The sequence below is a fragment of the Pseudomonas sp. ENNP23 genome (genome assembly GCF_001728945.1).
Classification (GTDB): Bacteria; Pseudomonadota; Gammaproteobacteria; order Pseudomonadales; family Pseudomonadaceae; genus Metapseudomonas; species Metapseudomonas otitidis.
On sequence record NZ_LYSP01000050.1, the window covers coordinates 1 to 18,541 of the forward strand.

At 68.0% G+C, this 18,541-nt stretch carries 16 protein-coding genes; 7 read left to right on the forward strand and 9 right to left on the reverse strand.

The window, feature by feature from the left end; all coding sequences use genetic code 11:
- Positions 1-116: 116 nt before the first annotated feature.
- A complete protein-coding gene (locus A9G05_RS22725; RefSeq protein ID WP_069563109.1) occupies positions 117-2,075 on the reverse strand; it encodes a DEAD/DEAH box helicase in 1,959 nt (652 codons plus the stop codon).
- A 226-nt stretch (positions 2,076-2,301) separates the two neighbouring features.
- Between A9G05_RS22725 and A9G05_RS22730 the strand changes: the two genes are divergently transcribed.
- On the forward strand, positions 2,302-2,763 hold the full coding sequence (locus tag A9G05_RS22730) for a hypothetical protein (protein ID WP_044402383.1): 462 nt from the start codon (positions 2,302-2,304) through the stop codon (positions 2,761-2,763).
- 21 nt (positions 2,764-2,784) lie between these two features.
- Here A9G05_RS22730 and A9G05_RS22735 read toward each other — a convergent pair whose 3' ends face one another.
- The 3 genes from A9G05_RS22735 to A9G05_RS22745 form a co-directional block, all read right to left on the reverse strand.
- On the reverse strand, positions 2,785-3,552 hold the full coding sequence (locus tag A9G05_RS22735) for an alpha/beta hydrolase (RefSeq protein ID WP_069563110.1): 768 nt from the start codon (positions 3,550-3,552) through the stop codon (positions 2,785-2,787).
- Between the two features lie 108 nt (positions 3,553-3,660).
- A complete protein-coding gene (locus A9G05_RS22740; protein WP_069563111.1) occupies positions 3,661-5,805 on the reverse strand; it encodes a TonB-dependent copper receptor in 2,145 nt (714 codons plus the stop codon).
- Between the two features lie 103 nt (positions 5,806-5,908).
- Positions 5,909-6,283, reverse strand: coding sequence for a DUF2946 family protein (locus tag A9G05_RS22745; RefSeq protein WP_069563112.1), 375 nt, complete (start codon positions 6,281-6,283; stop codon positions 5,909-5,911).
- Positions 6,284-6,566: 283 nt separating this feature from the next.
- Here A9G05_RS22745 and A9G05_RS22750 point away from each other — a divergent pair, with 283 nt between their 5' ends.
- Positions 6,567-7,019 carry a GNAT family N-acetyltransferase gene (locus A9G05_RS22750; RefSeq protein ID WP_069563113.1) on the forward strand — a complete coding sequence of 151 codons (453 nt, stop codon included), beginning with the start codon at positions 6,567-6,569 and terminating at the stop codon, positions 7,017-7,019.
- Positions 7,020-7,028: 9 nt separating this feature from the next.
- On the opposite strand, the gene A9G05_RS22755 is transcribed toward A9G05_RS22750, so the two are convergent.
- Positions 7,029-8,618, reverse strand: a complete 1,590-nt coding sequence (locus A9G05_RS22755; RefSeq protein ID WP_069563114.1) for a protein kinase — start codon at positions 8,616-8,618, stop codon at positions 7,029-7,031.
- 153 nt (positions 8,619-8,771) lie between these two features.
- Here A9G05_RS22755 and A9G05_RS22760 point away from each other — a divergent pair, with 153 nt between their 5' ends.
- The 3 genes from A9G05_RS22760 (at position 8,772) to ppa (ending at position 10,865) form a co-directional block, all read left to right on the forward strand.
- Positions 8,772-9,431 carry a DedA family protein gene (locus A9G05_RS22760; RefSeq protein WP_069563115.1) on the forward strand — a complete coding sequence of 220 codons (660 nt, stop codon included), beginning with the start codon at positions 8,772-8,774 and terminating at the stop codon, positions 9,429-9,431.
- A 10-nt stretch (positions 9,432-9,441) separates the two neighbouring features.
- Positions 9,442-10,260, forward strand: coding sequence for a zinc-dependent peptidase (locus A9G05_RS22765; RefSeq protein ID WP_069563116.1), 819 nt, complete (start codon positions 9,442-9,444; stop codon positions 10,258-10,260).
- A gap of 77 nt (positions 10,261-10,337) precedes the next feature.
- On the forward strand, positions 10,338-10,865 hold the full coding sequence (gene ppa, locus A9G05_RS22770; RefSeq protein WP_069563117.1) for an inorganic diphosphatase: 528 nt from the start codon (positions 10,338-10,340) through the stop codon (positions 10,863-10,865).
- 92 nt (positions 10,866-10,957) lie between these two features.
- Here the strand turns inward: ppa and A9G05_RS22775 are convergent, their stop codons facing one another.
- From A9G05_RS22775 to A9G05_RS22785, 3 genes are all read right to left on the reverse strand, one after another.
- On the reverse strand, positions 10,958-11,464 hold the full coding sequence (locus A9G05_RS22775; protein ID WP_069563118.1) for a flavin reductase family protein: 507 nt from the start codon (positions 11,462-11,464) through the stop codon (positions 10,958-10,960).
- A 90-nt stretch (positions 11,465-11,554) separates the two neighbouring features.
- Positions 11,555-12,589 (reverse strand): methionine synthase, encoded by a 1,035-nt coding sequence (locus A9G05_RS22780; RefSeq protein ID WP_069563119.1) that lies wholly within the window; start codon positions 12,587-12,589, stop codon positions 11,555-11,557.
- A 20-nt stretch (positions 12,590-12,609) separates the two neighbouring features.
- Complete coding sequence (locus A9G05_RS22785) at positions 12,610-13,587, reverse strand: DUF1852 domain-containing protein (protein ID WP_069563142.1); 978 nt, start codon at positions 13,585-13,587, stop codon at positions 12,610-12,612.
- A gap of 387 nt (positions 13,588-13,974) precedes the next feature.
- On the opposite strand from A9G05_RS22785, the gene A9G05_RS22790 reads away from it, so the two are divergent.
- Positions 13,975-15,159, forward strand: a complete 1,185-nt coding sequence (locus A9G05_RS22790; RefSeq protein ID WP_069563120.1) for an NAD(P)/FAD-dependent oxidoreductase — start codon at positions 13,975-13,977, stop codon at positions 15,157-15,159.
- Between the two features lie 18 nt (positions 15,160-15,177).
- Here the strand turns inward: A9G05_RS22790 and cobF are convergent, their stop codons facing one another.
- Positions 15,178-15,942, reverse strand: a complete 765-nt coding sequence (gene cobF / locus A9G05_RS22795) for a precorrin-6A synthase (deacetylating) (protein WP_069563121.1) — start codon at positions 15,940-15,942, stop codon at positions 15,178-15,180.
- Positions 15,943-16,310: 368 nt separating this feature from the next.
- Here cobF and A9G05_RS22800 point away from each other — a divergent pair, with 368 nt between their 5' ends.
- Positions 16,311-18,512, forward strand: a complete 2,202-nt coding sequence (locus A9G05_RS22800; protein WP_069563122.1) for an OsmC domain/YcaO domain-containing protein — start codon at positions 16,311-16,313, stop codon at positions 18,510-18,512.
- The last annotated feature ends 29 nt before the right edge of the window (positions 18,513-18,541 follow it).

Genomic DNA, 18,541 nt, shown 5'->3' on the forward strand with positions numbered 1-18,541 from the left:
AGCTCGGCGAACCGCATCGATTCAAGGCAGGGTTGAAACCCCGGCTACGGCCTGAACCGTAGGGTGGGCTTCAGCCCACCATCGGAGCTGCCAGCACCACTATCAGGCTCACGCGCTCAGAGATCCGGCGCGCGGGCGGCCAGCACGGCGGTGGCGCCCTGGGGGCGGCGGCAGTACCAGATCACCCGGCTCACGCCGCGGGTGATGGCGACGTAGGCCAGGCGCAGGTTCTCGTCGCGCATGGCCTGGTCGTAGCTGTTGCGGAAGTAGCCGCTGTGGGCGTACAGCGCGTTGCGCAGGGGGTGGGATTCCGGCGGCTGGCAGTCGTCGACGATCACCGCCACCTCCGCCTGCAAGCCCTTGGCCCGGTGGATGGTCAGGGCCTTCACCGGCAACCCCGACTCCAGCGCCGTCTGCACCGTGCGCAGGGTGTCGTTGCGCCGGCCGAGCAGCAGCACAGGCGTGCGTTCGGCGCGCTCCAGGCCGGCCACATGGGCGCACTGGGCCTGCAGCTCGGCCACCAGCGCCGACAAGCCGCCGGGCAGTTCGAAGCCCTGCACCAGCCGCACGCCATGGTCACCCGGCCGGGCCTCGCGCACGGCGCGGCAGGTCTTGTCCTGCTTGAAGGCCACGCCGCCCAGCACCGCCTCGCCGTCGCGCACCACGGCGTCGATGGAGCGGTAGTTGGTCTCCAGGCGCAGCACCGCGCTCTTCTTGCCGCGCCCCTTGGCGAAGTGGCGGTCGAAGTCCATGAACAGCTCCGGCGAGCTGCCGCGCCAGCCGTAGATGGACTGCCAGTCGTCACCGATGGCCATCAGGCTCGGGGTCTCCCCGGCCTGCGCCAGGCGCTCGTGGGCGGCCCGCAGCCAGCGGACGATCTGCGGGGAGATGTCCTGGAACTCGTCGATCAGCAGGTGGGTCAGCGGCACCAGCGCGGGCAGCTTCAGCCCGCCCTTTTCCAGCCGCTCGGTGAGTTCGCAGAACGCCATGTTGAAGGTGGCCAGCCCGCGCTGGCGCAACAGCGCCTGGAAACGCGCCCAGAAGGGTTGCAGCGCGCGGATGAACTGCTGGTCCCGCTGGGGGCAGGCCAGGGCGTCCGGCTGCAATGCATCCACCCGCAACCCCAGGCTCTCGATGAACCCGGCCTGCACGTGGAACGCCTCCGGCAGGGCCATCGGTCCCAGCTCGCCGGCCAGGCGCAACGGGCCTTCCGGGGTCTTCGACAGCACCGCATCGGGCTCCAGGCCCAGCAGGGCGTGGACCGCCGTGCGGAAGCCGACGTCCTCGGCGTAGCAGGCGTGGTAGGCCTCCTGCAGCAGGCGCTGCTGGGACGGCTTCAGACGGCCGGCGGCCAGGGGGTTGTCCGGCTCGTCGCCGGCATCGCGGCTGTCCAGTTGCTCGAACCAGGCGCTCACGCCCATCTCGCTCTTGGCCAGTACGCCCATGGCCGAATGGAAGGTCCGCACGCACTGGCGCGCCTGGGCTGCGTCGAAGGGCACCTGCCAGAACGCCAGCACCCGCATCAGTTGCTCACGCAGTTGGGCACAGGAGGCGTTGGTGAAGGAGATGACGGTGAGCTTGGCCGGGTCGACGCCCAGGTGGGCCAGCAGGTAGACCACCCGCAGCAACAGAGTGGTGGACTTGCCCGAGCCGGCGCCGGCAAAGATGCGCGTCAGCGGCCCACGGGCGAGGATCATCGCCCATTGCTCGTCGGACGGTGCCGCCACCACACCCACCGCGACGGCTTCGGCCACCCGCGCACGCATCGCCTCTTCGGCGCCCTTGCGCCGGGGCAGCGCGGCGGCGCGGTAGACGCTCGGGCCCTCGACGGCCTCGCGGGCCCCGCCAGGTTCCTTGGGGGCGGACTTGCGGGCGGTGGTGCGGCCCTTGCCTTCGCTGGCCTTCTTGTTGCGCCCGCGCGGGCGCGCCTTCTTCTGCTGTGCCTGGGCACGAGCCAGGGCCTGGGCGGCTTCGGCGGCCTCACGTTCGGCACGCAGGTAGGCGGTGGTGCGCGGGAAGCAGCGCACCAGGGTTCCGGAGATCAACGCGGTGTAGCGCTTGACGGCAGACAGCATCCAGCAGGTCCATCGGCAGTGAAACAGGGCGGCGATGATACGGGCTCCCGGGGCCGGCGTCAGTTGCTGGCCCCTGGCCAACCCGGCAAGGCCTTGCCCGGTGCCGGCAAGCCGACGCCGCCCCGACCGGCACGCGACACGCGCCACCCCTTGCCACGCCTGGCTTGCAGCCACCTGGCCCGCTTTATGCTGAACGCGGGTGTCCGCAAATTCGGGGAATCCACCCATGACCCTCATCAACAACAACTCGCCGCTGGCCGGCTACCTCGCCTCGCTGGCTGGCAACAAGGCCGGCAACAGCGGCACGTCCGGCACCACCGACAAGCCGCAGACGCCTTCCGATCCCATTGCCGACCTGCGCAAGCTCGCCGCCAACCTGGTGGCCCAGGGCCGTGGCGGCCTGATGAACGCCATGGCCGGCGACACCGGCAACGTCATCACCAACGCCACCCAGGCCAGCCAGGCCGGGCTCAACGGCAGCGGCGGCGCCAAGCTGCAGTTGCCCGACGTTTCCAGCCTCGACCGTGACGATGCAGCCAAGCTGCTCACCCAGGTGCAGAAGCTGCTGGACAAGAACCTGGGCGGCGGCCTGTCCTTCGTCGGGGTGAACGGCAACCAGCAGACCCAATCCCTGGAAACCTACCGCGACTGGCTGCAGGCCAAGGGCGGCATCAGCGTCTACGCCTGAGCCGCACCCCCCGGCCCCTTCTTAGCGCAGGGCCTCCTGCAGCAGCGCCCAGTAGCGCGGGTGCAGGCTGATGTCGTTGTGCCCCACGCCCTCCAGCGGCTCCAGCCGCGCCACACCGGGGGCGAAGTGCCGGACGAGGCGTTCGGCGTGGGCCGGGGGAATCACCCGGTCCTGCACCGCCACCAACAGCAGGCTCGGCATCCGCAGGGCACCGACCCGGTCCACCGAGCGGTAGCGATCCTTCAGCAACCAGCCCACCGGCACCCAGGGGAAGCGCTCCGCCGCCACCGCCTCGATGCTGTCGTAGGGCGTGACCAGCACCAACCGCCTCACCGGCCGCGCGCTGGCCACCTGCACGGCAACCCCGGAGCCGAGGCTGCGCCCCACCACATCCACTTGCGGGTGCGTGGCCTGCACCTGGTCGAACAGGGCCAGGGCGTCGCGCACGATCAGCGCTTCGGAAGGCTCGCCGGCACTGCCGCCGTAGCCCGGGTAGTGCATCAGGTACAGCGCGCGGTCGGGGAAGGCCTGGCGCAGCTCGGGGAGGTTGAGGGAGACGTCCTCGGCATTGCCGCCGAAGTACAGCAGCGCCCGGGGCCCGTCGTGGGCCTGCACCGTGACCTGCAGCGGTCCCTCGGGGCGGGTGAGTTCGAGGGTGCTGCCCGGCGCGTCGAGGGTGCGCGGCTGAGGCACGTAGAGCAGCTGGCGCTGGAACAGGTAGAGCCCGGCGCAGAGCAGCAGGTAGAGGGCGACCAGCAGGGTCGCGAGGGTGATCAGAAAGCGGGTCATGGCAGCTCCTGGCAACGCCCTGCAAGGGCACCTCCAACGATTCAGAGGTGCCCTGGAGGCGCCGCCCGATCTTTCCACAGGGCCGCCAGGCCCGCTATCGAACGGTGATCAGAAGCTGAAGTCGACCTTGGTCCACAGGGTGCGACCCGGCTCGTTGATCGCCTCGGGGTCGGCGGGGAAGCCGAACCCGGCGTCGCCGGCGCGGTTGAGGTGCTCGGAGTAGGCCTTGTCGAAGAGGTTGTCGACCCCGGCGCTGACCTTGAGGTTGGACGTCAGGCGGTAGGCGCCGTTGAGGGAGAACACGCCGAAGCCGCCGCTCTTGTCGAAATCCTGGCCGACCACGTTGCCCTGCTTCTCCGCCACGCGGTTCTGCGCGGCCACCACGCGCCACAGGGCGCCGGCGCTCCAGGCGTCCTGCTCGTAGGTGAGCCCCAGGCGCGCTTCCAGCGGCGGCATCTGCGGCAGTGCACGGCCGTCGGAGCTGTTCTTGCCCCAGGCGTAGGCCAGGGTGCCGTCCGCCTTCCAGTTGTCGTCCAGGCGGTAGGCCGCGCCCAGCTCGCCGCCCATGATGCGCGCGTCGATGTTATCGGCGCGGGAGGTGGCGCCCATCATCCCTGGGGTGTAGGTGAACAGGATGTAGTCGCGAACCTGGCCGATGTAGCCGGAGGCCCAGGCTTCCAGGTCGCCGTCGTTGTACTGCACGCCGAAGTCGAGCTGGGTGGTCTTCTCCGGCTTCACGCCGTCGAAGGCGTTGACCGAACCGGCCGGGCCGCTGCCGGGGGAGAACAGCTCCCAGTAGTCGGGGAAGCGCTGCACGTGGCCGAGGCCGGCGTAGAGGGTGGCCGGGGCATCCGCCAGGTCGTACTCGTAGCGCATGAAGCCGCTGGGCAGGGTATCGGAGCGGGTCTTGCCGTAGGTGGGGTTGGCCATGTTCATGCGGCCCACGGTGGCGCGGTCGTCGAGGGTCTGGGCGTGGTCCAGGCGGGCGCCGGTGATCACCCGGTTGCGGTCGGCGGCGTACCAGGTCAGCTCGCCGAAGGCGCCGTAGTTGTGCATCAGCGCATCACGCACACGGGGGAACTGGTCGGCGTCGGTGAACTGGCCGCTCATCATCGAATAGCGCGAGGCGCGCTTGCGGTGCTCGCTGCGCATGGCGTCGAGGCCGGCCACCAGTTCCACGTCGCTCCACTTGAAGGTGGCGGCGACACGCCCGCCGAGGGTGCGGCGGTCCACCTGGGAGGCCATCGGCATGGGCATGGAGCTGGAGGGGTTGGGGCTGCGCAGGCGGAAGTTGTCCATCACGTGGTCGGCGTAGTTGTAGTAGACCTGCGCCTCCAGCTTGTCGAGCACGCCGCCCAGGTTGCTGCGCTCGAAGCGCAGGCCGAGGCTTTCCCGCAGGAACTGGCTGCCGTCCATGCCGCGCCCGGCGTAGCGGGCCTCGCCGTTGCCACGGCCGGCGGTCAGTTCCACCAGGGTGTCTTCGTCGGGGGTCCAGCCCAAGGCCACGTCGCCGTTCCACTTGCGCCAGCGCGAGGGCACGGTGTCGCCGTTGCCGTCCTCGTAGTCGTCGGACTGGGACTGGTTGCCGGTGAAGCGCAGGTAGCCCAGCTCGCTGCCCACGGCGCCGTCCAGCACCTTGTCGAAGCGCCCGTTGGAGGCGGCCAGCACGCTGGCGTGGACGCGGCTGCCCAGCTCGCCGAAGCGCTCCGGCTCACGGTCGAAGAGCACCGTGCCGGCCGAGGCGCCGGGGCCCCAGAGCACGGTCTGCGGGCCCTTGATGACGGTGAGGCGGTCGAAGGTTTCCGGCGAGATGTAGGAGCTGGGGGCGTCCATGCGGCCCGGGCAGGCACCGAGCATCTGGCCGCCGTTGGTGAGCAGGTTGAGGCGCGAGCCGAACATGCCGCGCAGCACCGGGTCACCGTTGGTGCCGCCGTTGCGCACGGCGGCGAAGCCGGGAATGGTCTTCAGGTAGTCCGCGCCGTCGCTGGCGGGGATGGGCTGGCGGGCGTCCTTCGGGTCGGCCACCACGGTCAGCGGCGAGCTCTGCTGCACCGCAGTGACGACGGTGGGCTGCAGCTCATGGGCGTCGCTGTCCTTGGCCGCGGTGGGTGCGGTGTGGACGTGCTCGGCCGCCTGCAGGCCGCTGCACAGGGCCAGGCCGGCCGCGAAGGCGAAGGCCTGGCGCCAGCGCAGTTGGCTGCGGTCGAGGGTGAAGGGAGTACGGCGGTCGGTGGAACGGGCAGAAAGGGACATCGTGATTTTCCGGATCAGGTGGATCAGGCCGCGCCGGACGGATGCACGGGCGGCAGGACACGACGGCCACGCGCAGGCGGGCCGCAGGGGACGAGCCGGAAACTCAGGGGGAGGCGCGGGGGTTGGCTGAAGGCCAGCGTTCTCGCGGTGGGGCCGCACAGCGGCGCTCGCGGGTCGGCCGCGGGATCGTGCGCTGGCGCTGCAGCCAGTAAAGGCCGAGGAAGAAGATGACGCCGAGGGTGATGGCCGAGCCCATCGGGCAGTTGAAGCCGGCACTGGCAAGCTTCGACAGCTCGCCCGGCAGGTCGCCGAAACCCGGCCCCGATTCGCCATGGGCGGAACAGAAGGCACCGCCCAGGCCGCTCAATTCCAACCCCATCGCCTGCCCGTGGTGGACGCTGCAGGCGAGCGCGTTGAGCAGGACGCAGGCATAGAGCATCCAGGCGATCAACGAGCGGGTGGGAGGGGTCGGTTTCATGGGCGGCGACTCTAGCACCGAAGCCCCGGATCACGGAACGCGGGCCTTGTGGCGCATTGCCGCAGTGTCCTGCCGGAACATTTCCCGCCGAGCGGGCGCCGCTCGTTTTGCGCTAACACATGGGACCCTGGCATCGGCAGCCCCTTAACAGCACGCTCACCTTCACCAGACAGGCCCATGGGCCGCGATTGCGCGGCAGCCAAATTTTGAGGCAGCATCGGGACGGTGCTGGCATGGCACCTGCATTCCGTTCCCGTATCCCTACCGACGCCGAGGTCTTCCCATGCGCATCGTCCAAGCCACCCTGGAGCATCTGGACCTGCTGAGCCCGATGTTCGTGAAGTACCGCGAGTTCTACGGCGAGCTGCCCTTCCCGGACTCCTCGCGCAAGTTCCTGGAGACCCGCCTCAAGCGCAAGGAATCGATCATCTACCTGGCCCTGGCCGATGACGAGGACAAGCTGCTGGGCTTCTGCCAGCTCTACCCGAGCTTCTCGTCGCTGTCGCTCAAGCGCGTGTGGATTCTCAACGACATCTATGTCGCCGAGGACGCCCGTCGCCAACTGGTGGCCGACCGCCTGCTGCAGACCGCGAAGAAGATGGCCAAGGAAACCAACGCCGTGCGCATGCGGGTGTCCACCAGCGCCGACAACGAAGTGGCGCAGAAGGTCTACGAGTCCATCGGCTTCCGCGAGGACAGCCAGTTCAAGAACTACATCCTGCCCATCGGCGACTGAGCCCGCTCCTCACAGGCTCAGCCCCCACCACAACCCGATCACCACCGGCACCGCCAGCAACCCCGCCAGCGCCAGGCGCACCCTGCGCCCGTCGCGCGGCGTGGGGGCCTGGCGCGCGGCCTGGAGGGCACGCTCCAGGGCCAACTGGAACTCCGAGAGCGCCTCGAAGCGCGCCCGCGCCTGGGGCGCCAGGGCCCGCGCCAGCACACCGTCCCAGCCCTCCGGCAGCCCGACGCGAAAGCTCGCCAGCGGCACATAGCGGCTGGCCTGCCCACCCTCGGGGCGCGCCACTTCAGGCCATTGTCCGCTGAGCATCCAGTAGCACAGCGCGGCCAGGGCGAACTGGTCGGCCGAGCCGTCCGCCGCCCGTCCATGGCGCAGCTCCGGGGCCAGGGGCACGGCCTGGACCGGGACCGGCTGGCGCTGTACGCCAGGGAGGATCGCGGCGAACTCCGGCAACAGCAGCACCCGACCGTCATCCCCCACCAGGATCTGCCGGGGGGTCAGCCACAGCCCCTGCATGCCACGCCGCTGCAAGGCCCGCACCGCTTCGATCAGTTGGCACAGCAGGGCGACCAGGGTCGCAGGCGGCAACGGTCCCTGGCTGCCGATCCAGTCCGCCAGGCTGCGCACGCCGGCCGGGGGCGGCTCGAACAGGAGAAAGGCATGCCGGCGCGGCCGGTGGGGCGACAGCACCTGGGGCAGGCTGGCCACCGGGCTGCGCCGCAGCACCCACTCACGCTGCCAGAAGGCTTCGTCAGCCGGGCCTTCGGCCAGCCACAGCAGGGCCTCGCGCCCGATGTCGTCCCGGGCGCGGAACAGCCGCCCGGGCGGCCCGTAGGCGCAGGCGGCCTGGAGCGTCCAGCCGTCCACCTGCAGGCCGGGCGCGGCATCCACCACCGCCGGCCAGCTGTTGCCCGGGGTGGGTGCCGGCAACTGGTCGGCGGCACCGGGCAGCAGCACGGCCGCCGCACCAGGGGCCGCCAGCAGCGGTTCGAGCACCTCGCCCAGGCGCCCGGGGGCGAGTTCGGCGCAATCAGCCTGGAAGCGTTGCAGGTCAGCCACCTGCAGCAAGGGCTGCGGTGCCAGCAACAACGGCTCGCCCATGCGCAGCGGCAGGCTGTGCTGCACCACCGCCAGCTCGGGCTGGGCGCCCAGCCCGCCCTCGTGGCCGGGCAGTTGCTCCAGCACGCCGCGATGGACCCGTGCCAGGCCCACGGCACCGGCCTGGAAGAAATGCAGCTGGCCGTCCTGCGCCAGCACCAGGCCGGCGCTCAGCTCGGGCAGGCGTGCACCGGCCTGGCCGTGCTTGTAGAGCCGCAGGTTGAGCGCCGCCAGCACCTGACGGGCGGCCTGCACCTCACTCCAGCCCTCCGGGGTGCAGGCGTAGTCGGCGAACAGCGCGTCCAGGTGGTGGTCCAGCACCTGCACCACATTGGGGCACTGCCGTGCCCAGAGCAGCACCAGCATCAGCGACGGCGGCCGCCCCCGATGGCCGGCCACCCAGGCCGCGCGAGCGCGGGCGGCCTGCTGGGGCAGGTCCGGCCCGTGGCCCTGGGCCAGGCTCAGAGCAGGATGTTCCAGCAGCTGCAGCGCCATGGGCGGGCCTCCATTGGTGAAAAACAATGGAAACAGCTGCAGCCTTCATGCCGGAAAACCCTCGACGGAAGCTCGCCGCTCGCCCAGCCCTTGCCCCTATAATGCCGCTCGCCCGGCCACCGGCCGCCTCCGTTTTCCCGTTCAAGGCGCCCCATGGAATTCAACCCGATCGACCTGGTCCTGCACCTGGACCAGTACCTGAACCTGCTGGTCACCAACTACGGCACCTGGATCTACGCCATCCTGTTCCTGGTCATCTTCTGCGAGACGGGCCTGGTGGTGACGCCCTTCCTGCCGGGCGACTCACTGCTGTTCATCGCCGGCGCGGTGTGTGCCAACGGCGCCATGGACCCGCTCCTGCTGGCGCTGCTGCTGATGAGCGCCGCCATCCTCGGCGACAGCACCAACTACCTGATCGGCCGTACCACCGGCGAGCGCCTGTTCAGCCGGCCGAATTCGAAGATCTTCCGCCGCGACTACCTGGAGCGCACCCACGCGTTCTACGACCGCCACGGCGGCAAGACCGTGACCCTGGCGCGCTTCCTGCCCATCGTGCGCACCTTCGCGCCCTTCGTCGCCGGCGTCGGGCGCATGCCCTACGGCCGCTTCGTGGCCTTCAGCGTCGCCGGCAGCATCCTCTGGGTCGGCGGCCTGGTGACCCTGGGCTTCTTCTTCGGCAACGTGCCCTTCATCAAGCAGAACCTCTCGCTGCTGGTGATCGGCATCATCCTGCTGTCGCTGCTGCCGATGATCCTCGGCTTCCTGCACCGTCGCCTGCGCCCGGCCGAAGCCAGCGACGTTTCGCACAGCTGACGGTCGCCCCATGGGTTTCTTCCGCAACTGGCGGCGCCGCCGCCTCCTGGCCCGCCACCCGGTGGACGATGCCCTCTGGGCCGAAGTGCGCCAGACGCTGCCGATCCTCGATGGCCTGGACGCGGAGGAAGACGCCCGGCTGCGCGAGCGCAGCGTGCTGTTCCTCGCCGAGAAGCATCTGAGCCTGCTGGGCGACCTGCAGCTCGACGCCCGCGAGCGCCTGCTGCTGGCGGCTCAGGCCCAACTGCCGCTGCTGCACCTGGAGGAACTGGGCTGGTACCAGGGCTTCCACGAACTGGTGATCTATCCCGACGACTTCGTCAGCCCCCAGCGCCACCGCGACAGCACCGGCGTGGTCCACGAATGGGACGACGAGCGCAGTGGCGAAGCCTGGCAACAGGGACCGGTGGTGCTGGCCTGGCCGGGCATCCAGGCCAGCGGCGGCTGGGAAGGCTACAACCTGGTGATCCACGAACTGGCCCACAAGCTGGACATGCTCAACGGCGACGCCAACGGCCTGCCGCCGCTGCACCGCGACATGCGCCAGTCCGACTGGGCCGAGGCGATGCAGAGCGTCTACGACGAACTCAACGCCCGCCTGGACGAAGACGAGAACGCCGAGCTGCCCATCGACCCCTACGCCGCCGAAGACCCGGCGGAGTTCTTCGCCGTCACCAGCGAATACTTCTTCACCGCTCCCGACCTGCTGCAGGTCGCCTACCCCGGGGTCTACGCGCAATTGCGGCTGTTCTACCGGCAGGACCCGGGCGCCCGGCTGGCCCGCCTCCAGGCCGAGGACCCGGCCTACCGGGACACGACCAACGGATGAACACGGCGGCGTAGCAACGCCCCCTGAATGTGCATATAATCCGCCCACTTTTTTTGGCCCATTCCAGGGAGTCGACCATGAGCTACAGCAAGATCCCGGCTGGCAAAGACCTGCCGAACGACATCTACGTCGCGATCGAAATCCCGGCCAACCATGCGCCGATCAAATACGAAATCGACAAGGACAGCGATTGCCTGTTCGTCGACCGCTTCATGGCCACCCCGATGTTCTACCCGGCCAACTACGGCTACATCCCCAACACCCTGGCTGACGACGGCGACCCGCTGGACGTGCTGGTCGTGACCCCCTACCCGGTCGCGCCGGGCTCCGTCATCCGCGCCCGTCCGGTCGGCGTCCTGCACATGACCGACGAAGCCGGCGGCGACGCCAAGCTGATCGCCGTTCCCCACGACAAGCTGTCCCAGCTGTACGTGGACGTGAAGGAATACACCGACCTGCCGGCCCTGCTGCTGGAGCAGATCAAGCACTTCTTCGAGAACTACAAGGACCTCGAAAAAGGCAAGTGGGTGAAGGTAGAAGGCTGGGGCAACGCCGACGCCGCCCGCGCAGAAATCACTAAAGCGGTTGCGGCTTACCAGAAGTAAGCCCCGACCTCTCAAGGAAAGCCGGCCACAAGCCGGCTTTTTTATTGGTCGAATTCCAGGGCTGTGGAGCCAGCCCCATCAGCGCGACGGGCTCACTCGGCCGCTACGGCGAGGTTGCGGTAGCCCCCCTTGAAGTACAGCAGGGGTTGCCCAGCGGCCGTTGGCTGCCGGCTCAGTGCCTTCACTTCGCCGATGACGATCAGGTGATCACCTGCGGCGTGCTCGGCGTGGATCTCGCAATCGAGCCAATGCAGGCTGCCGGCAATGAGCGGGTTGCCCAGCGGCGATGGCTGCCATTGCACGCCCTGCCACTTGTCCGTGCCTTGACGGGCGAACCGGTTGGAAATCCCCACCTGCTCGCCGCAGAGGATGTTGACGGCGAAGCGCCCTGCCCGGCGCATGGCGGGATAGCTGTAGGAGCGGCGCATCACGCTGAACGACACCAGCGGCGGGTTCATCGACACGCTGTAGAACGACTGGCAGGTGAAGCCAAGCGGCTCACCGTCGCAGTGGGACGTAATGACCGTGATGCCGGATGCGTAGTGCCCGAGCGCCTCGCGAAAGCTCGCGGGCTCGATGGCCGTACCGGGAAGGGACATTGGGCAACTCCTGTCTGTCAGGCGCAGCCGGCTGCTCGGGAGCGGCCCGAAGCAGTCCGGCAACCGGGGTGTCGCTGCAGGCGGCCGGGCTCAGCAGGCGCCCATCAGCTCCTTACGGACGATGTCGGCACCGGCGCTCAACGCCCGCAGCTTGCCCCTGGCCACCTGGCGAGGCAGGGGCGCCATGCCGCAGTTGGTGCAGGGGTAGAGCTTGTCGGCGTCGACGAACTGGAGGGCCTTGCGCAGGGTGTCGGCCACCTCCTCCGGTGTCTCGATGGCATGGGTGGCGACGTCGATGGCGCCCACCATCACCTTCTTGCCGCGGATGAGTTCGATCAGCTCCATGGGCACGCGGGCGTTGTGGCACTCCAGCGAAACGATGTCGATGCCGGAGGCCTGCAGTTTCGGGAAGACCGCCTCGTACTGCCGCCACTCCGAGCCCAGGGTCTTCTTCCAGTCGGTGTTGGCCTTGATGCCGTAGCCGTAACAGATGTGGACAGCGGTTTCGCACTGGAGCCCTTCGATGGCCCGCTCCAGCGCGGCAATGCCCCAGTCGTTGACGTCGTCGAAGAACACGTTGAATGCGGGTTCGTCGAACTGGATGATGTCCACCCCCGCCGCCTCCAGCTCCCGGGCCTCCTGGTTGAGAAGGGTGGCGAACTCCCAGGCCAGTTCCTCGCGGCTTCCGTAGTGCGCATCGAACAGCGTATCGATCATCGTCATGGGGCCCGGCAACGCCCATTTGATCGGCTGCCCGGTCTGCTGCCTAAGGAAGCGGGCATCCTCGACGAAGACCGGCTTCTGCCGGCTCACGGCACTCACCACGGTCGGAACGCTGGCGTCGTAGCGGTCACGGATCCTGACGGTCTCGCGCTTCTCGAAGTCCACGCCGTCGAGGTGTTCGATGAAGGTGGTGACGAAGTGCTGGCGCGTCTGCTCACCGTCACTGACGATGTCGATGCCTGCCTGCTGCTGCTCCTGCAAGGACAGGCGCAGGGCGTCCTGCTTGCCGTCGCTCAGCGCATCACCTTGCAGTTTCCAGGGTGACCACAGAGTCTCCGGCTCGGCCAGCCAGGAGGGCTTGGGCAGGCTGCCGGCCGTGGAGGTGGGTAGTAGTTTTTTCATGACATGCACGCCTGGTTGGATTAGAGGGCGCAGTGGGCAGACCACTGCTCGAGAACAGCGCCGTACGGCTTGATGAAATGCGCCTCTGCAAAGCGTCCCTGCTCGACCGCCAGGCGGCTGCGCTCCTCGCGGTCATAGACGATGCGGGTCAGCGAATAGTCCTGGTGCTTCAAGCTCGGCTGATAGCGCGCGCCCGCCGCCGCGTTGGCGTTGTAGATCTCGGGGCGGTAGATCTTCTGGAAGGTCTCCATCGTGGCGATGGTGCTGCTGAGTTCGAGCGGGGTGTAGTCGCCCAGCAAATCGCCAAAGAAGTAGAACGCCAGGGGAGCCGCACTGTTCGGCGGCATGAAGTAGCGCACCTGCAGCCCCATCTTGCTGAAGTAGTGCTCCGTCAACGACGACTCGTTCGGCTGGTATTCAACCCCCAGTATCGGGTGCTGGTACTCGGTGCGGTAGTAGGCCTTGTTGTCTGAGACGCTGAGGCAGATGACGGGGGGCTTGCTGAAGTGCGCCTTGTAGGCGTCCGAGTTCACGAAGCACTTGAACAGCTTGCCGTGCAACTCGCCAAACCCCTCGGGCACGCTGAATGCCGGCCGCCCCTTGTTGTGTTCGAGCAGCAGCACGCTGAAATCGTAGTCGCGCACATAGGAGGAGAAGTTGTTCCCCACGACGCCCTCGATGCGCTCGCCGGTCTGGTGATCGATGATCGTGGTCTTCAGTACCTCGATGGCCGGGAAGGCCTCGCCCCCCGGGATCAGCTCGATGTCGGCGGAGATGATGTCGAGTGCCACGCCATAGCGGTCCCCGTTGGGGTTGTCCGCCTGCGCCAGCGAGTTGAAGCGGTTGTCGATCATGTTCAGGGTGTTGCGCAGGTTTTCCTGGCGGCGCGTGCCCCTCGCCAGGTTGGCGAAGTTGGTGGTCAGGCGCGTAGTGCCCGAAGGCTGGTAATGCTCATCGAAAGCGACGCTCTTGATGCTGAATACAAGTTCTCTTTCCATCACGGTCCACCAGAAGCCCATTCGTCCCCGCCTCGCGCGTTTCCGGAGCCACGCCCGGAAGCGTTCAACGCAGGCTGTTGCAACGTCATCGAGTGGGGCATCCTAGGCGCCGTTCAACATGAAATAAAGCCAAGTTATTTCACTCGAACATTAGAGATACTCATGTTGCCTGTCAGCAGTCCGGCGCCCTCCCCCACGTTGCATGGACGCGGAAATGGCTGTTGCAGGTGAAGGGGCACACGCCCAGAGGCGAGCCGCCGCAACGCACTGCGCGCCGCCGTGGCGAACCGGGGCGCCCATCGGACGGCGCGGACGCGGCCCGCCGCGTGGATCGGGTAAGATGCGCCGCTTTCCGCCGCCAGACGCCACGCTCACGAGGTCCTCACCGTGCTATCCCCCCAGGTCATCATCATTGGCGCCGGTGCCGCCGGGCTGATGTGCGCCATGAGCGCCGCCGCGCGCGGACGCCGCGTACTGCTGCTGGACCACGCCAACAAGGCCGGGAAGAAGATCCTCATGTCCGGGGGCGGCCGCTGCAACTTCACCAACCTGTACTGCGAGCCGGCGAACTTCCTCTCCCACAACCCGCATTTCTGCAAGTCCGCCCTGGCACGCTTCACCCAATGGGACTTCATCGCCCTGGTGGCCAAGCACGGCGTGCCCTACCACGAGAAAAAGCTCGGTCAGTTGTTCTGCGACCACAAGTCCAGCGACATCCTCGGCCTGCTGCTGGAGGAGTGCGAGCAGGCGGGCGTGGACCTGCGCCTGAACACCTCGGTCAGCGAGATCAGCCGCCACGAAGGGGGCTATCGCCTGGAAACCAGCCAGGGCCCCGCCCAGTGCGAATCCCTGGTCATCGCCACCGGCGGGCTGTCCATCCCCACCCTGGGCGCTACCGGCTTCGGTTACCAGGTGGCCCGCCAGTTCGGCCATACGGTGCTGCCCACCCGCGCCGGGCTGGTGCCGTTCACCGTCACCGATCCGCAGTTGAAGGCCCTGTGCGAGGCCCTGTCCGGCACCTCGGTGGAAGACTGCCGGGTCAGTTGCAACGGGCAGAGCTTCGTCGAGAACATCCTCTTCACCCACCGCGGGCTCAGCGGGCCGGCGATCCTGCAGATCTCCTCCTACTGGCAGCCCGGCGATGTCGTCAGCATCGACCTGCTGCCCGCCCTCGACCTGCCGACCTGGCTGGCCGAGCAGCAGCGCGAGCGGCCCAACAGCGAGTTGAAGACGCTGCTGGCCGAGCTGTTCACCAAGAAGATGGCCGGGCTGCTGGCCGAGCAGTGGTTCACTTCCAAACCGATGAAGCAGTACAGCCCCGGCGAGCTGAAGGCCATCGCCGAGCGCCTGGGCAACTGGCAACTGGTGCCGGCGGGCACCGAGGGCTATCGCACGGCAGAGGTCACCCTGGGCGGGGTGGACACCCGCGAGGTGTCATCCAAGACCCTGGAGTCGCTGAAGTCCCCCGGGCTCTACTTCGTCGGCGAGGTGCTGGACGTCAGCGGCCACCTGGGCGGCTTCAACTTCCAGTGGGCCTGGGCCTCCGGCTACGCCGCCGCGCAGTACGTGTAGGTCTGCGCGAGCGGAGCGTCACGCATCGCCTTCGCCCGCGCGCCGCAGCAGGTAGGTGTCCATGATCCAGCCGTTGGCCTCACGCGCTGCCTGGCGCACCCGGGCGATGTCCTCCGCCACGTCCTTGAGCTTGCCGGCCACGAGTATCTCGTCCGGCGTGCCGACGTAGGCCCCCCAGTAGATGTCGAGGTCCGGCGCATTCAGGCGCCGGTAGGTGTCCTCGGCATCGAGCATCACCACCACGCTGTCGGCATGCGCCGGGAAGCCCTCGGCCAGGCGCCGCCCGGTGGTGATCTCGATGGTCCCGCCGATGCGGTTCAGCGGCACCTTGTGGCGCGCGGCCAGCGCCTGGACGCTGCTGATGCCGGGAATGACCTCGTACTCGAAGGCGTGCCGGCCGTCCCGCAGGATGGCCTCGAGGATGCGGATGGTGCTGTCGTACAGGGCCGGATCGCCCCAGACCAGGAAGGCCCCGCATTCGTCCTCGCCGAGGTCGCCGATCAGACGCTCGAACACCTGCTGCTTGGCCAGGTTCAGGTCCTTGACCGCCACGCCGTAGTCACCGCCCCGCTCGCGCTCCGGGCTGCCCGCCTCGACGAAACGGTAGTCGCGGTCCTTGATGTAGCGCTCGCAGATTTCCCGGCGCAGGTGGATGAGTTTTTCCTTGCTGATGCCCTTGTCCAGGATGAAGAAGACGTCAGCCTGGTTGAGCGCGTTGATGGCCTGGATGGTGATGTATTCGGGGTTGCCGGCACCAATGCCGATGATCAACAGCTTCTTCATGGAGAGACCCTCACACGTTCGCAGGGCCGACATGTTGATGGCAAAGCCCCGACGAGTGAAGGATTTTCACCGCCCGTCCCCATGCCCCTACGCGCCACCGGTCGTCGCCGCACCGGGGTCCTGTACGCCTGTCCGCCCGCCACGCCTGGGCACTGGCGGCCAATTCCCCTATCCTTCCCGCCGGCGAACCCACTGCGGCATCGGCTACCGGTCAGCGGACCGGTCCCTGGCGCGCCCGCCCTCCTCGCTCCCGTCACGTCCCCCGAGTGTCTGCCTGCACGCCCCGGCCAGGGCCATGCGGATGACCGACGGGCGCCCCGGAGTCGCCCCCTTCACCGTTCCACCCTTTCTTACGCTGGTGCCTCTGCATGGAAATCAAGGTCAATTTTCTCGACAACCTCCGCCTCGAAGCCAAGTTCGACGACTTCACGGTGATCGCCGACCAGCCGATCCGCTACAAGGGCGACGGCTCGGCGCCGGGGCCGTTCGACTACTTCCTGGCCTCCTCGGCCCTGTGCGCGGCGTACTTCGTCAAGCTGTACTGCCAGACCCGCAACATCCCCACCGACAACATCCGCCTGTCGCAGAACAACATCGTCGACCCGGAGAACCGCTACGCGCAGATCTTCAAGATCCAGGTGGAGCTGCCGGCCGACATCTCCGAGAAGGACCGCCTGGGCATCCTCCGCTCCATCGACCGCTGCACGGTGAAGAAGGTGGTGCAGCAGGGCCCCGAGTTCATCATCGAAGAGGTGGAGAACCTCGACGCCGACGCCCAGGCGCTGCTGATCCCCACCCTCGACGGCCAGCGCACCTGCATCCCCGGCAAGGACCTGCCGCTGGAAGAGACCATCGCCAACCTCTCCGGCCTGCTCGCCGGGCTGGGCATGAAGATCGAGATCGCCTCCTGGCGCAACATCGTGCCCAACGTCTGGTCGCTGCACATCCGCGACGCCAGCTCGCCGATGTGCTTCACCAACGGCAAGGGATCGACCAAGGAAAGCGCCCTCGCCTCGGCCCTGGGCGAGTTCATCGAGCGGCTGAACTGCAACTTCTTCTACAACGACCAGTTCTGGGGCGAGGACATCGCCAACGCCGACTTCGTCCACTACCCGAACGAGCGCTGGTTCAAGCCCGGCCCGAAGGACGCCCTGCCGGCCGAGATCCTCGACGAACACTGCCTGGCGATCTACAACCCGGACGGCGAGCTGCGCGGCTCGCACCTGTACGACACCAACTCCGGCAACACCGCGCGCGGCATCTGCTCCCTGCCCTTCGTGCGCCAGTCCGACGGCGAGACGGTGTACTTCCCCTCCAACCTGATCGAGAACCTCTACCTCAGCAACGGCATGAGCGCCGGCAACACCCTGGCCGAAGCCCAGGTGCAGTGCCTGTCGGAGATCTTCGAGCGGGCGGTCAAGCGCGAGATCCTCGAAGGCGAGCTGGCCCTGCCGGACGTGCCCCAAGAGGTGCTGGCCAAGTACCCCGGCATCCTCGCCGGCATCCAGGGCCTGGAGGAGCAGGGCTTCCCCGTGCTGGTGAAGGACGCCTCCCTGGGCGGTGAATTCCCGGTGATGTGCGTGACCCTGATGAACCCGCGCACCGGCGGCGTGTTCGCCTCCTTCGGCGCCCACCCCCGCTTCGAGGTGGCGCTGGAGCGCAGCCTCACCGAGCTGCTCCAGGGCCGCAGCTTCGAGGGCCTCAACGACCTGCCGCAGCCGACCTTCGAAAGCCACGCGCTGACCGAGCCGAACAACTTCGTCGAGCACTTCATCGACTCCAGCGGCGTGGTGTCCTGGCGCTTCTTCAGCGCCAAGGCCGACTTCGAATTCGTCGAGTGGGACTTCTCCAGCCAGGGCGAGGACAGCAACGCCGAGGAAGCCGCCACCCTGTTCGGCATCCTCGAAGACATGGGCAAGGAGGTGTACATGGCGGTCTACGACGACCTCGGCGCCAACGCCTGCCGCATCCTCGTGCCCGGCTACTCGGAGATCTACCCGGTGGAGGACCTGGTCTGGGACAACACCAACAAGGCCCTGCTGTTCCGTGCCGACATCCTCAACCTGCACCGCCTGGGCGACCGCGAGCTGAAATCGCTGCTGCGCAACCTGGAGAACACCGAGGTCGACGACTACACCGACATCACCACGCTGATCGGCATCGAGTTCGACGACAACACCGTGTGGGGCCAACTGACCGTGCTGGAGCTGAAGCTGCTGATCCACCTCGCCCTGAAGCGCTTCGACGACGCCAAGGAGCTGGTGGAAGCGTTCCTGCAGTACAACGACAACACCGTCGAGCGCGGCCTGTTCTACCAGGCCCTGAATGCGGCGCTGGAAGTGACCCTGGACGACGACCTGGACATGGCCGACTACGAGACCAACTTCCGCCGCATGTTCGGCAACGAACGCATGGACGCGGTGCTGGGCTCCCTGGACGGCAGCGTGCGCTTCCACGGCCTGACCCCCACCAGCCTGAAACTGGAAGGGCTGGACCGCCACCAGCGCCTGATCGACAGCTACAAGAAGCTGCACGCCGCGCGGGCCCGCGCAGCCGCTGCGCGGGGCTGAACCCCTGGCGGGCGCCTCTTCCCCGGAGG